This window comes from Streptomyces sp. cmx-4-9 (assembly GCF_046548835.1).
Taxonomy (GTDB): Bacteria; Actinomycetota; Actinomycetes; order Streptomycetales; family Streptomycetaceae; genus Streptomyces.
Genome location: NZ_JAEBEE010000007.1, coordinates 464,577 through 477,991, shown reverse-complemented (window position 1 = coordinate 477,991; position 13,415 = coordinate 464,577). Strand labels below are relative to the sequence as shown.

The window sequence follows — 13,415 nt, the reverse complement described above, 5'->3', positions numbered from 1 at the left end:
GCCGTGCGGCCCCGCCCCGGCCCGCACATCCGCCGAGCCCCGGGCGCGCCGGAGCCCACGGCAGGACGCGGGCCCAGCCACTGGGCCGCGCAGCCACTGGCCCGCACAGCCACTGGGCCGCGCAGCCACTGGGCCGCGCAGCCACTGGGCGCCACGCAGCCGGCCACCAGGCCGCGCAGCCGAATTAGCCCTCCGTGCAGCCGATCAGCTCGATCATCGTGGCGCGGCCGGTCGTCTTCAGCGAGACCACCTCGTCCACCCGGTCCTGCGGCTGCGCGAAGCGGAAGTCGGCGCGACCCACCTCGCCGTGCCCCTCGTCCTGCGAGCTCAGCGTGCAGACCCCTGTGACGGAGGCCTCCTTGCGGACTTCCAGGTGCACCTTCACCTCGGAGTCCGAGACCACCTGGAACTTGATCACCTCGGCGCTGACGGCCTGACCTGCGACGTAGTCCCAGCCGATCCAGCCCACCACGCCCAGCAGCACGACACCCAGCACCGATCCGACGATCTTCAGCGTGCGATCGGCCCGCTCGTCCGCCGACCGGCCGTACCGGCCTTCGGGAAGGCCTTCGCGTACCGCACTCATCGATCGTTCCTTCCGAGAGGGCGGGGCCGGATCCGTGCGGACCCACCCCTGGAATTTTCCGTCCCCCGATTCGGTCACTATAGAAGTCGCCCGCCGCGCCGAATCGCAGAGGATCCCGTCTTGACCGAGCACCTTCGACTGATGGCCGTCCACGCCCACCCCGACGACGAGTCGAGCAAGGGCGCGGCCACCATGGCCAAGTACGTGTCCGAGGGGGTGCCCGTCCTGGTCGTGACCTGCACCGGCGGCGAGCGCGGCTCCGTCCTCAACCCCAAGCTCCAGGGCGACAAGTACATCGAGGAGAACATCCACGAGGTCCGCGCCAAGGAGATGGACGAAGCCCGCGAGATCCTCGGCATCGCGCAGGAATGGCTCGGATACGTCGACTCCGGCCTGCCCGAGGGCGACCCGCTGCCCCCGCTGCCCGACGGCTGTTTCGCCCTCGCGGACGTGGACGAGGCCGCAGGCGAGCTGGTGAAGAAGATCCGCGCCTTCAGGCCGCAGGTCATCACCACCTACGACGAGAACGGGGGCTACCCGCACCCCGACCACATCATGACCCACAAGATCTCCATGGTGGCCTTCGACGGCGCGGCCGACACCGACAAGTTCCCCGAAGCCGAGTTCGGCCCGGCCTACCAGCCGCAGAAGCTCTACTACAACCAGGGCTTCAACAAGCCGCGCACCGTCGCCCTCCACGAGGCACTGCTCGCGCGCGGCATGGAGTCCCCCTACGGGGAGTGGCTGGAGCGCTGGAAGGAGTTCGAGCGCACCGAGCGGACGCTCACCACCAGCGTGCCCTGCGCGGACTTCTTCGAGATCCGCGACAAGGCGCTCATCGCGCACGCCACGCAGATCGACCCGGACGGCGGCTGGTTCCGCGTCCCGATGGACGTCCAGAAGGAGGTCTGGCCGACGGAGGAGTACGAGCTGGCGAAGTCGCTCGTCGACACTTCCCTCCCCGAGTCCGACCTCTTCGCGGGCATCCGGGAGAATGCGTAGTCATGAGCGCTACGCAGGCAGCACTGAACGAGCTCCTTCCGCTGGCCGGGGACACCTTCGACAAGAACAAGGTGACCCCGGGCATCCTGGGCTTCCTCGTGTTCGCGGCCCTCGCCCTCGGCGTCTGGGGCCTGATGAAGTCCATGAGCCGGCACATGGGCCGGGTGAACTTCCAGGAGGCCCCGGACCCGGCGTCGGCCCCGGCCCCCGGCCAGGACACCACCCGCTCCTAGCCCGGCCCCTCGGGCGCCCCAGCCCCTCCGGACGACCTGGTGCGAACCGCCGCCCCCGCGCAGAACCGGTGGGCGGCGGGGCTCGTCGCACGCAGGGCGGCACACCGGACCGGACCGGGCGGCCGGACCCGAGCCGCACCGCGGCGGGGCCCGGCGCGGCACCCACCCGAAGGCCGGGCCACCGGTGGACCCCCCCCGGGCGCCCCCTACGCCGGGCCGTCCGGCACCGGCACCCCCATCACCTCCCGCGCATGCAGCCCCGGGACCAGACCCAGCCGCCACGCCTGCCACCCCTGCGACGCGTCCACACCGCGGCCCAGCACCACCCCGTACGTCTCCAAGCACTCCGCCAGCCGCCCGTCCCGCGCCGGATGCACCGCCCCCGCCAGCCGGTCCAGCTCCGCCCGCGCCTCCTCCAGGGCCGCCGGGACCGCGTACGGCAGCAGCGTGCACCGCAGGAACCGCGCCCAGTCCTCCCCCCGCCGGTCCCCGTACGACACGAACAGCCGCACCGCCTCCTCGCACAGCCCCAGCGCCTGCGCGACCCTCGCATTGCCCGCGTCCACCACCGCCAGCTCCACACAGGTCCACGCCTCGCCGTGGGCCAGCCCGATCCGCCGGAAATCCCCCCGCGCGTCCACCAGCAGCTGCCGCGCGAAGCCCGAATTGCGCAGGTTGCCCGTCTGCGCCGCCCGCTGGTCCCGCGTCACCCGCCCCGAATGGTGCCGCGCGTACGCCAAGCCGTACACGTCCCGCATCCGCGAGAACATCGTCCGCGCCCGCTCCAGCTCCCGCACCGCCTGGTCCCGCTCCCCGCCCACCTCCAGCGCCTGGCCGAGGTAGTACAGCGTCCACGCCTCCCCCCGCGCGTCCTCCGCCTCCCGGTGCCGCGCCAGCGCCTCCCGCAGCCTCTCCACCGCAGGCCCCGCATCCCCGTCCACCACCCGGGCCCGCCCCAACTGGGTCAGCGCCCACGCCTCGCCCCGGTCGTCGCGCGTCCGCCCGTACAGGTCCAGCGCCTGCCGCAGCTCCACCTCCGCCGACCCCACCTCGCCGAGCCGCAGGTACACCTGCCCCAGCTGGAAGTGCGCCCACGCCTCACCGTGGACGCTCTCGCTCTCCCGGTGCAGCCGCAGCGAGCGGTCCAGCAGCGCCCGCGCCTCACCGAGGTGCGCCAGGTCCCGCTCCACCGCCGCCAGCGCATGCAGCCCCCACGCCCGGTCACCCGCCAGCTCCGGCGCCTCCTGCAACGCCAGCGCCTCCCGGATCCGGGCCGCCGCCTCGGGCAGGTTCCCCTGGTGGTGCAGGGTGATCCCCAAAGAGACGAGCGCCATCGCCGCCCCCGCCTCCTGCCGCGCCTCCAGGTACTCGTCGACCACCGACGTGAGCGTCGTGCGCGCCTTGTCCAGCTCGCCCAGCTGACGCGCCGCGATACCGGTGCGCCACCGCACCGACCGCACCAGCCGCCCCTGCTGCCCGCCGCCCCCGCCCTCCGCGCCGGCCGCCCCCGCGACCGCCCGCGTCAGCTCGTCGATCTCCCCCAACCGGTACAGGTCCCCGCGCAGCAGACAGAAATCGCACAGCGCACCCAGCAGGTCCCGCACCGCCTGCTGATCCACCCCGTCCGACGCGCGCAGCGCCGCCGTGATGAAACTCGACTCGTCGTCCAGCCACCGCAACGCCGCGTCCAGCGAAGGAAAACCGTGCCCGCCGAACTGGTCCGCCCGCGTCGACATCTTCCCGTCGACCATCCGGATCACCGAATCGGCCAGCTGCGCATACGTCCGGATCAACCGCCCGTGCGCCGCCGCAGCCTGCGCCCGGTCCTCCTCCGCCGCCAGCCGCGCCGCCGCATACGCACGCACCGCGTCGTGCATCCGGAACCGCTGCCCGCGCACCCGCTCGACCAGCCCCGCCTCCCACAGCTCCTCCAACGTCCGCAGCGCCGCCTGCTCCGGTACGTCGGCCAGCGCGGCCGCCGCCGCCCCGCCGAGCGAGGCCCGCCCGGCCAGCGGCAGCCGCCGCAGCAGCAGCCGCGCCGGATCGGGCAGGTGCGCATCGGCCGCACGCAGCGCCCGCTCCACCGGATGCCCCGCCCCCGCACCCCCGCCGACCTCCGGGACCCTGCCCGAGCGGGCCAGCGGAGCCAGCATCCGCAAGGCGAGCGGCAGACCGCCACCGGCCGCCACGACCGAGGCGACCGCCTCCGCCCCGGCACCATCCGCCGCCCCCGCACCCCCGCCCACCAGCTCAGCGGCCTCCGCCTGCGCCAACCGCTCCACCGGCAGCCGGTGCACCCACGCCGCCCACTCCGCCGGCAGCTCCAACGGCTCCCGCGCCGTCACCAACACCAGACTGTCCGACCGCTCCGGCACCAGCTGCCGCACCTGCTCCGGGTCCACCGCGTCATCGAGCACCACCGCCACGGGCAACCCCTGCACGTACTGCTGGTACAACTCGCCCAACCGCCGCACCTGCTGCTCCGCCGAAGCACCCTCCCGGAACAGCAACTGCTCACGGGGCGCCCCCAACCGGTTCAGCAGGTGCAACAGCGCCTCCCGCGTCGAAAGCGGCGCCCCGCCGCCCGCCCCCGGCGGACCCGGCGCCGCCTCTCCCGCACCCGGATCACCGCCCCGCAGGTCCACCACGCACGCCCCCCGGAACTGGTCCCGCAGTGCGTGCGCCGCCCGCAGCGCCAGAGCCGTGCGCCCCGCACCCGGCTCCCCGTGCAGGACGACCACCACCGGCCGCGTCTCCGTACTCGCCCGCGCCGCCTGCACCCACTGCGCAATCCGGGCCAGCTCCGCCCGCCGGCCCACGAACGGGTCCGCCGCATCCGGGAGTTGCCCGAACGACTGCTCCAGCGCACTCCGCCGCCGCGCCGCCGCACTACGGTCCGCCCCGCGCAACTGCGGCCCGCTGCGCCGCCCCGCCCGACCGCCCCGGGAAGCCGCCACGACCGCCCGCTGCTGCTCCAGGAAGGGCCGGATCCCGCGCACCTCCAGCGCCGTCAGCCACTGCAACCTCAACTGCTCGGAACCACCCGGACGCCCCAGCTCCCCGGCCCGCCGATTCGCGGCCGGCAGATGGAAGGCCGTCACCTTCGCCACCGTGGCGGCCGCCCCCGCGACACCCGCCACCGCCCCGGCCGTCAGCGCCGTACCGGCTGCCACCCCGAGCGCCAGGTCGGTCCCGAAGGCCGCCACCGCCGCCACCGCCGTCACCAGCAGCGCCGTCGAAGCGCTGTGCCGGCGGAAGGCCTCACCCAGCGACTCGCTCCCGGCCGCCGCCTCGTCCAGGGCCCGTACGTACGCCTCGTACTCCGCAGCCGCCCCCGCCGCGAGCGCGTCCAGGGCCTCCCGGCCGCGGGCCAGCAGCGCCGCCCGGTCCGCGGACGCCAGCGCGCCGCCCGCCGCCCCACCCGCACCGCGCCGGACCTCCTCGTCCACGGCCCGCACCAACAGCCGCTCCGCTTCCCCTCGATGGCTGTCCCGCATCCGCATCCCCCTCAGAGAGCTCCGGCAAGGTGCGCCAAGTCTCCTGCGGGACACGCGCCGACGCGAGGGAATCTGAGCTACTTCAGAGGGAAGCCGCCCGCCTCGTACACTCGGCCCGACGGTCCCAACCGGCGGGAAAAGGACGGCTGATGACGGTACGGAAGGCCGGGGCACGACCGCGGCCGACCCGGGCACGGCGGACGACCCGAGCACAACCGGGGACGGCCCGAGCACGATCGCGGCCGACCCGAGCACCGCGGCCGACCCGAGCATCCCGGACGCCCGCCACCCTCCCGCTCGGACTCCTCCTCCTGCTCTTCCTCCTCCCCGCGGCCGGATGCGCCGAGCCGCCCCCGGACCACGGCTTCGTCCTGCGCTACGAGCAGCCCGCACCCGCCGACCGGGACGCCGCCCGCACCCTGAAGGACCGCCGCCAGGCCGAAGCCGCCCTCGTCGAACTCAACGCGTACGTCGACCTGCCCCGCCGGGTCACCGTCACCGCCCGCTCCTGCGCGGGCGAAGGCACCGGCTACGACCCGGCCGAACACCGCGTGGAGCTCTGCTACGACGACCTCCCCGAGGAACGCGAACCCTTCGCCCGCACCGGTTCCCCGGACCCGGACGCCGACCTCGACCGGATCGTCCGCGAAACCCTCCACCACGAGGCCGGCCACGCCCTGGTACACGCCCTCGACCTGCCCGCCGCGGACGACGCCCGGGCCGAGGAGGACGCCGCCGACGACTTCGCCCGCCTGATCCTGCTGCGCGCCGGCCCCGACGGCGAGCAGACCCTGCTGACCGCCGCCCGCGCCTACGACCTCGCAGCCGAAGCCGACCCCGCCCCCGACCCCGCGGACGAGCACGCCCCGCCCGCCACCCGCGCCGAAGCCCACCGCTGCGCCGTCCACGCCGCCGCCCCCGACCGCCACCCGGACCTCGCCACCCCGTCCCGCGCCCCGTGCGCCCGGTCCTGGACCCACACCCGCGACACCTGGACCCACGACCTGTCCCCGCTCCTTCGGCGGCGGTGACCGCGTAACCCGAACGGCGGCTCGTGCGTTGAGGCGGGCGTCGGACGAACTCTCGAAGGCGGGCGCCATGGAACGGATACTGCACACTCCCCGGGGCGAACTCATACCGGTCGCCTCGTACGCACGCACCTCGCAGGACGGACGCCAACGCGACGGACGCGGTGTCACCCGGCAGCATCGCCTCAACGACCGCACGGCAGCCCAGCACGGCTGCATCGTCGTTGCGACCTATACGGACAACGCATGCAGCGCGTCCCAAGGCGACGACCGGCGTCCTGCCTTCGAACACCTGCTCGCAGACCTGCATCGCGGGCACGCCTTCACCTTCGGATCGCTGCGGGGTGTTGTCGCCGCAGCCGACGACCGGCTCTACCGCAGGCCGGAAGACCTCATCCGCTTTCTTGCCGCGCTGACTGCTAACCCAGGCAGGGTGTACGTCGACCGGGACGGCCTGCGTGATCCGTACAGCAAGGAGGGCATCCTGGCAGCCGCCACCTCGCTGCAGGAGGCCGTCAGCGAGGGACGGATGCGCAGTCGTCGCCTCCAGGACTGGCACTGGTCGAGGGCGATGGACGGGCTGCCGCACAGCGGGCCGAGGCCATTTGGCTGGTTGGAGGACCGACGTACCCTGCACCCGGTGGAGTCCGACCTCATGCGCTCGGCGATCGCCGACCGCATCGCAGGAAAGGCTGTCAGGGAGGTTGCGCGGGAATGGGTGGGTCGCGGCATCACCGGCACACGCGGAGGGCGCCCCACTCCGCAGACGGTCACGCAGATCCTTACCTCGCCCAGGGTCTGCGGGTTCCGCTCAAACCGAGGGGAGCTGATGACCGATCCGGTCACCGGTGATCCGTTGGTCGGAGTGTGGGAAATCATCGTCACCCCGGCGCAGTGGTCAGCAGTGTGTGCGACCTTCTCGGCCGGGAGTCTGTACATGCATCGTGGTCCACTTAGTCCGCGGCTGACGGAAAGGCGAAGTGGCCCGAAGTATCTTGCCGCCGGTTTCCTCCGCTGCGGTGCGGAAACAGCGGCTGGTGGCGAGTGCGCACAACCGATGTCAGGGAGCAGGACCACCCGCAGTCGCAAAAGCCCGTTCAACTACGTCTGTGCAGGTGGTCGTGGGTGTGGAAGGTGTGCAATCAGCGGCCCCCTGGTGGACGACGCCATCGAGCGGTTGCTCTTCCCCGAGGGCGAGACCGGACCGATCCGGATGCCGGAATCGATACGCCGGCGGTGGAAGTCTGGCGAGATGGGATTCGAGGACAAGCGGAGGGTTATCGCCTCTGTGTTCACCAGCGTGGTGATCCGACGGGGCCGTAAAGGACATGCCGACTGGGACTATGCCCGGGTGGTCCCCCAGTGGAAGTGGGCTGATCGTGTGCAGCTCCCTCAGAGGGGAACATGATGGCCCCGTCACAGGCCCTGTTGCTGCCGGTGCGGCAGGATGGGCGCATGTCGAACCGCCTCGCGAACGAGACTTCTCCGTACCTGCTCCAGCACGCCGACAACCCGGTCGACTGGTGGCCCTGGTCCCCGGAGGCCTTCGAGCAGGCGCGGGAGCGCGGCGTGCCCGTCCTGCTCAGCGTCGGGTACAGCAGCTGCCACTGGTGTCATGTCCTCGCCTCCGAAAGTTTCGAGGACGAGCTGACTGCCGCCTACATGAACGAGCACTTCGTCAACGTCAAGGTGGACCGCGAGGAGCGGCCCGACGTCGACGCCGTCTACATGGAGGCCGTGCAGGCCGCCACCGGTCAGGGCGGCTGGCCCATGACCGTGTTCCTCACCGCCGACGCCGAGCCCTTCTACTTCGGCACCTACTTCCCGCCCGAGCCCCGTCACGGCATGCCCTCCTTCCGGCAGGTCCTCGAAGGGGTGCGGGTCGCCTGGACCGACCGCCGCGAGGAGGTCACCGATGTCGCTCAGCGGATCGCGCGGGACCTGTCCGAGCGGCAGCTGGACTACGGGAAGGCCGGGACGCCGGGCGCCGAGGAGCTGGCGCAGGCGCTGCTGGGCCTGACGCGGGAGTACGACGCCGTGCGCGGCGGCTTCGGCGGTGCGCCGAAGTTCCCGCCGTCCATGGTCGTCGAGTTCCTGCTGCGCCACCACGCACGGACCGGTTCCGAAGGCGCGCTCCAGATGGCGGCGGACACCTGCGAGGCGATGGCCCGCGGCGGGATCTACGACCAGCTCGGCGGCGGTTTCGCCCGGTACTCCGTGGACCGGGAGTGGGTCGTGCCGCACTTCGAGAAGATGCTCTACGACAACGCGCTGCTGTGCCGGGTCTACGCGCACCTGTGGCGGGCCACCGGCTCGGACCTGGCCCGGCGGGTCGCCCTGGAGACGGCGGACTTCATGGTCCGCGAACTGCGCACCGAGCACGGCGGCTTCGCCTCGGCCCTCGACGCGGACAGCGAGGACCCGCTGACCGGCGCACACGTGGAGGGGGCGTACTACGCCTGGACGCCCGATGAGCTGCGCGAGGTGCTCGGCGAGGAGGACGGGGAGCTGGCCGCGGCCTGCTTCGGGGTGACCGAGGAGGGCACCTTCGAGCACGGTCGGTCGGTGCTGCAACGCCCGCAGGACGGGCCTTCGGTGGAGGCCGGCCGGCTGGCGGGCATCAAGGAGCGGCTGCTGGCCGCGCGGGCGCAGCGTCCCGCGCCCGGCCGGGACGACAAGGTCGTCGCCGCCTGGAACGGGCTGGCCGTCGCCGCGCTCGCCGAGTGCGGGGCGTACTTCGACCGTCCGGACCTGGTGGAGCGGGCCACCGAGGCCGCCGACCTGCTGGTCAGGGTGCACATGGACGGCCGCGCCCGGCTGGTGCGGACCAGCAGGGACGGGCGGGCCGGTGCCCACGCGGGGGTGTTGGAGGACTACGGCGACGTGGCGGAGGGCTTCCTGGCGCTGGCCTCCGTCACCGGTGAGGGCGTCTGGCTGGAGTTCGCCGGTTTCCTGGTGGACCTGGTGCTGGACCGGTTCACCGCCGAGGACGGTTCGCTGTACGACACCGCGCACGATGCCGAGCAGCTGATCCGGCGCCCGCAGGACCCCACGGACACGGCGACGCCCTCGGGCTGGACCGCTGCGGCCGGTGCGCTGCTGTCGTACGCGGCGCACACCGGTTCGCAGGCGCACCGTACGGCGGCCGAGCGGGCGCTGGGTGTGGTGCACGCGCTGGGTCCGCGTGCGCCGCGCTTCATCGGGCACGGACTGGCGGTGGCCGAGGCACTGCTGGACGGGCCGCGGGAGGTGGCGGTCGTGGGCGGCGCCGGGGACGCGGCGCGGGCCGCGCTGCACCGGACGGCGCTGCTGGGGACGGCTCCCGGCGCGGTGGTGGCGGTGGGTGAGGTGCGGGCGGCGGACGGCAGCGGCGGGGAGTTCCCCCTGCTCGCGGACCGCACGCTGGTGGACGGCCGGGCGAGTGCGTACGTGTGCCGGCACTTCGTCTGTGCGCGGCCCACGACGGATCCGTTCGAGCTGGGGGAGCAGGTGGGCGCGCTGCGTCCCTGACGCGGTCGCGCCGGCCGCGCTGGTCGCGCCGGTCGCGGTGTTTTCCGGGCGCCCGCGGTGGCGTCCGGGGGCGCTGCGGGCGCCCGGTGGGAACGGGCGGCGTCAGGGTGCGGGGGGCGGCTCAGTGGGAGTAGGCGGCGAGGGAGATGCCCACGTAGTGGGCCACGAAGGCCGCCAGCGTCAGTGAGTGGAAGACCTCGTGGAAGCCGAAGAAGCGGGGTGAGGGGTTAGGGCGCTTCATCCCGTAGATGACCCCGCCCACGCTGTAGAGCAGACCGCCGACGATCACCAGGACCAGGACGGCGACGCCGCCGGTGCGCAGGAAGTCGGGCAGGAAGAAGACGGCCGCCCAACCCATCGCGATGTAGCAGGGCGTGTACAGCCAGCGCGGGGCGCCGACCCAGAAGACCCGGAAGGCGATGCCCGCGGCGGCGGCGATCCACACGGCCCACAGCAGGGTCCGGCCGCTGGAGGGCGGCAGCAGCAGCACGGTCAGCGGGGTGTAGGTGCCGGCGATGATCAGGAAGATGTTGGCGTGGTCGAGGCGCCGTAGGACGGCCTCGCCGCGCGGGCCCCAGGTGCCGCGGTGGTAGACGGCACTGACGCCGAAGAGCAGGCAGGCCGTCAGGACGTACACCCCGCAGGCGACGCGGGCGCGGGTGGAGTCGGTGAAGGCCATCAGGGCGAGGCCGGCGACGACGACGGCGGGGAACATTCCGGTGTGCAGCCAGCCGCGCATGAGCGGCTTTTCCTCAAGGGCGGTCTCGGCCGCTTCCAGGGCCTGGACGACCGGGTGGGCCTCGGAGGCCGGGACGGCGGCGGCATCAGAAGTCATGGCGCACATGCTACCTACGGGTCCGTAGGTTTCTGTTAGTCCTCTTTACGGAAGATTGACGGGAGTGGCGATGCTCACGTGAGAGGCCCCCTGGACATATGCGCACATCCACCGGATGATCAGATGAGTGCGGTCGACACCGGATGAGCGGAGCGCGAAGCGTCCGGGTCGCAGCCCCCACGGGGCCAACACCAAACACACCCCTCAACAAGGAGCAATCGTGGCGCGCGACAACGCGGCTCCCACCCGTTCGACCCTCCCCACCCGGCACGCAGCACTGATCTCCTGGGTGGACGAGATCGCAACCCTCACCCAGCCGGACCGCGTCGTCTGGTGCGACGGTTCCGAGAGCGAGTACGAGCTCCTGTGCGAGGAGCTCGTCGCCAAGGGAACCTTCAAGAAGCTCGACGAGAGCAAGCGCCCGAACTCGTACTACGCCGCCTCCGACCCCTCCGACGTCGCGCGCGTCGAGGACCGCACCTTCATCTGCTCCGAGAAGGAAGAGGACGCGGGCCCCACGAACCACTGGAAGGCCCCTTCCGAGATGAAGGAGCTCTTCGCCGGCGACGACGGCATCTTCCGCGGCTCCATGAAGGGCCGCACGATGTACGTCGTCCCCTTCTGCATGGGCCCCCTCGGCTCCGAACTCTCCGCGATCGGCGTCGAGATCACCGACTCCGCCTACGTCGCGGTCGCCATGCGCACCATGACCCGCATGGGCAAGGCCGTCCTGGACGAGCTCGGCACCGACGGCTTCTTCGTCAAGGCCGTCCACACCCTCGGCGCTCCGCTCGCCGAAGGCCAGGCCGACGTCCCGTGGCCCTGCAACACCACCAAGTACATCTCCCACTTCCCCGAAAGCCGCGAGATCTGGTCCTACGGATCCGGCTACGGCGGCAACGCCCTCCTCGGCAAGAAGTGCTACGCCCTGCGCATCGCGTCCGTCATGGCCCGTGACGAGGGCTGGCTCGCCGAGCACATGCTCGTCCTCAAGCTCACCCCGCCGCAGGAAGAAGGCGGAGCCGAGGCCGCCAAGTACGTCGCCGCCGCGTTCCCGAGCGCCTGCGGCAAGACCAACCTCGCGATGCTGGAGCCCACCATCCCCGGCTGGACCGTCGAGACCATCGGCGACGACATCGCCTGGATGCGCTTCGGCGAGGACGGCCGCCTCTACGCGATCAACCCCGAGGCCGGTTTCTTCGGCGTCGCCCCCGGCACCGGCGAGCACACCAACGCCAACGCCATGAAGACGATGTACGCCAACACCGTCTTCACCAACGTCGCGCTCACCCCCGACGGCTCCGACGTCTGGTGGGAGGGCATGACCGAAGAGGCGCCCGAGCACCTCGTCGACTGGAAGGGCAACGCCTGGACCCCGGAGTCCGACACCCCCGCGGCCCACCCCAACGCCCGCTTCGCGGTCCCCGCCGCCCAGTGCCCGACGATCGCCCCCGAGTGGGAGGACCCCAAGGGCGTCCCGATCTCCGCGATCCTCTTCGGCGGCCGCCGCGCCTCCGCCGTGCCCCTGGTCACCGAGTCCTTCGACTGGAACCACGGCGTCTTCATCGGCTCGAACATCGCCTCCGAGAAGACCGCCGCCGCCGAGGGCAAGGTCGGCGAGCTGCGCCGCGACCCCTTCGCCATGCTGCCCTTCTGCGGCTACAACATGGGCGACTACATGGCCCACTGGGTCAAGGTCGCCGCCGACAAGGACCAGGCCAAGCTCCCGAAGATCTACTACGTGAACTGGTTCCGCAAGAACGACGCCGGCCAGTTCGTGTGGCCCGGCTTCGGCGAGAACAGCCGCGTCCTGAAGTGGATCGTCGGCCGCCTGGACGGCACCGCCGAAGGCGTCGAGACCCCCATCGGCATCCTGCCGACCGTGGACTCCCTCGACACCGACGGCCTGGACCTGCCCGCCGCCGACCTGGAATTCCTCCTCACGGTCGACAAGGAGATCTGGCGCGACGAGGCCGCCCTGGTCCCCGAGCACCTGAACACCTACGGCGACCACACCCCCAAGGAGCTGTGGGACCAGTACCACGCGCTCGTCGAGCGCCTGGGCTGACCCGCCCCCGCCCCCCGGGGCCATGAACTGGGAACCCCCGACCAAGCGGTTCCCACCGCCGCACCGGCCCATCAGGAGCGTCCGCGCTCCTCCAGATAGGCCGTGTGCGTCTGCTGACGGCGGGCCTCCACCTCGTGGAGGCCCGCCGTTAGGCGTCCGGCCTCCTCCCGCAGCGCCGCCAGCTGCCGCTCCAGGTGCTGCTCCGGCGCCTCCCCGCCCGGCGACATCCGGTCCCACCAGCGGGTCCGGTGGTAGGCGTCCACGCACTCCGGCACGTCCTGCCGGATCCCCCGCGCCAGCGCGTGCACCGCATCCGGCTCGGTGGCCAGCGCCCGCGCCACCCACCCCGGCGCCAGCAGCGCCCCGTACAGCTCCGCCAGCTCCGCCAGCGTGCCCGCCGCCGGCGACGGCAGCTCCACCTCCGCCAGGTACTCCCGCAGCCGGGCGAAGTCCGCCCGCAGCGCGCCCAGTTCCTCTCCCGGATCGAACGGCGGCACCGGCACCCGCTCCGGCGGGGCGATGAGCGCGCCCGCCCCGTACAGGCCGACGACCACCAGCGGCCACCACGCGCCGCCCGCCCCGGCCAGCGCCAGGCCCGCCCCGGCCACCCCGCAGGCCGAACCCGCCAGGTTCTTCCGCGACTCCAGCCAGCCCAG

At 72.7% G+C, this 13,415-nt stretch carries 10 protein-coding genes; 6 read left to right on the top strand and 4 right to left on the bottom strand.

All coding sequences use genetic code 11. The annotated features are described in order from the left end of the window. Positions 1-184: 184 nt before the first annotated feature. Complete coding sequence (locus tag ACLJTM_RS23795) at positions 185-586, bottom strand: DUF4307 domain-containing protein (protein WP_411105713.1); 402 nt, start codon at positions 584-586, stop codon at positions 185-187. Positions 587-706: 120 nt separating this feature from the next. Here ACLJTM_RS23795 and mca point away from each other — a divergent pair, with 120 nt between their 5' ends. Both mca and ACLJTM_RS23785 read left to right on the top strand, forming a co-directional pair. Then, positions 707-1,588 (top strand): mycothiol conjugate amidase Mca, encoded by an 882-nt coding sequence (mca, locus tag ACLJTM_RS23790; RefSeq protein ID WP_411105712.1) that lies wholly within the window; start codon positions 707-709, stop codon positions 1,586-1,588. A 2-nt stretch (positions 1,589-1,590) separates the two neighbouring features. Continuing rightward, on the top strand, positions 1,591-1,821 hold the full coding sequence (locus ACLJTM_RS23785; RefSeq protein ID WP_411105711.1) for a hypothetical protein: 231 nt from the start codon (positions 1,591-1,593) through the stop codon (positions 1,819-1,821). A 206-nt stretch (positions 1,822-2,027) separates the two neighbouring features. On the opposite strand, the gene ACLJTM_RS23780 is transcribed toward ACLJTM_RS23785, so the two are convergent. After that, positions 2,028-5,318: a tetratricopeptide repeat protein gene (locus ACLJTM_RS23780; protein ID WP_411105710.1), complete on the bottom strand. Its 3,291-nt coding sequence runs from the start codon at positions 5,316-5,318 to the stop codon at positions 2,028-2,030. A 149-nt stretch (positions 5,319-5,467) separates the two neighbouring features. On the opposite strand from ACLJTM_RS23780, the gene ACLJTM_RS23775 reads away from it, so the two are divergent. From ACLJTM_RS23775 to ACLJTM_RS23765, 3 genes are all read left to right on the top strand, one after another. Next, positions 5,468-6,349 (top strand): DUF4344 domain-containing metallopeptidase, encoded by an 882-nt coding sequence (locus tag ACLJTM_RS23775; protein WP_411105709.1) that lies wholly within the window; start codon positions 5,468-5,470, stop codon positions 6,347-6,349. 67 nt (positions 6,350-6,416) lie between these two features. Continuing rightward, positions 6,417-7,754, top strand: coding sequence for a recombinase family protein (locus ACLJTM_RS23770; RefSeq protein WP_411105708.1), 1,338 nt, complete (start codon positions 6,417-6,419; stop codon positions 7,752-7,754). A 47-nt stretch (positions 7,755-7,801) separates the two neighbouring features. Then, positions 7,802-9,856: a thioredoxin domain-containing protein gene (locus ACLJTM_RS23765; protein ID WP_411105707.1), complete on the top strand. Its 2,055-nt coding sequence runs from the start codon at positions 7,802-7,804 to the stop codon at positions 9,854-9,856. A 121-nt stretch (positions 9,857-9,977) separates the two neighbouring features. On the opposite strand, the gene trhA is transcribed toward ACLJTM_RS23765, so the two are convergent. Beyond that, entirely contained in the window at positions 9,978-10,700 is a 723-nt protein-coding gene (trhA, locus tag ACLJTM_RS23760) for a PAQR family membrane homeostasis protein TrhA (RefSeq protein WP_411105706.1), read from the bottom strand. Between the two features lie 211 nt (positions 10,701-10,911). On the opposite strand from trhA, the gene ACLJTM_RS23755 reads away from it, so the two are divergent. Beyond that, positions 10,912-12,759: a phosphoenolpyruvate carboxykinase (GTP) gene (locus ACLJTM_RS23755; protein ID WP_411105705.1), complete on the top strand. Its 1,848-nt coding sequence runs from the start codon at positions 10,912-10,914 to the stop codon at positions 12,757-12,759. 71 nt (positions 12,760-12,830) lie between these two features. Here ACLJTM_RS23755 and ACLJTM_RS23750 read toward each other — a convergent pair whose 3' ends face one another. Further along, complete coding sequence (locus ACLJTM_RS23750) at positions 12,831-13,415, bottom strand: hypothetical protein (RefSeq protein ID WP_411105798.1); 585 nt, start codon at positions 13,413-13,415, stop codon at positions 12,831-12,833.

Bases quoted from the DNA above. Each gene is read 5' to 3' on its own strand.
- ACLJTM_RS23795 (WP_411105713.1), bottom strand. From the start codon at position 586: ATGAGTGCGGTACGCGAAGGCCTTCCCGAAGGCCGGTACGGCCGGTCG.
- ACLJTM_RS23785 (WP_411105711.1), top strand. From the start codon at position 1,591: ATGAGCGCTACGCAGGCAGCACTGAACGAGCTCCTTCCGCTGGCCGGG.
- ACLJTM_RS23780 (WP_411105710.1), bottom strand. From the start codon at position 5,318: ATGCGGGACAGCCATCGAGGGGAAGCGGAGCGGCTGTTGGTGCGGGCC.
- ACLJTM_RS23775 (WP_411105709.1), top strand. From the start codon at position 5,468: ATGACGGTACGGAAGGCCGGGGCACGACCGCGGCCGACCCGGGCACGG.
- ACLJTM_RS23770 (WP_411105708.1), top strand. From the start codon at position 6,417: ATGGAACGGATACTGCACACTCCCCGGGGCGAACTCATACCGGTCGCC.
- ACLJTM_RS23765 (WP_411105707.1), top strand. From the start codon at position 7,802: ATGTCGAACCGCCTCGCGAACGAGACTTCTCCGTACCTGCTCCAGCAC.
- trhA (WP_411105706.1), bottom strand. From the start codon at position 10,700: ATGTGCGCCATGACTTCTGATGCCGCCGCCGTCCCGGCCTCCGAGGCC.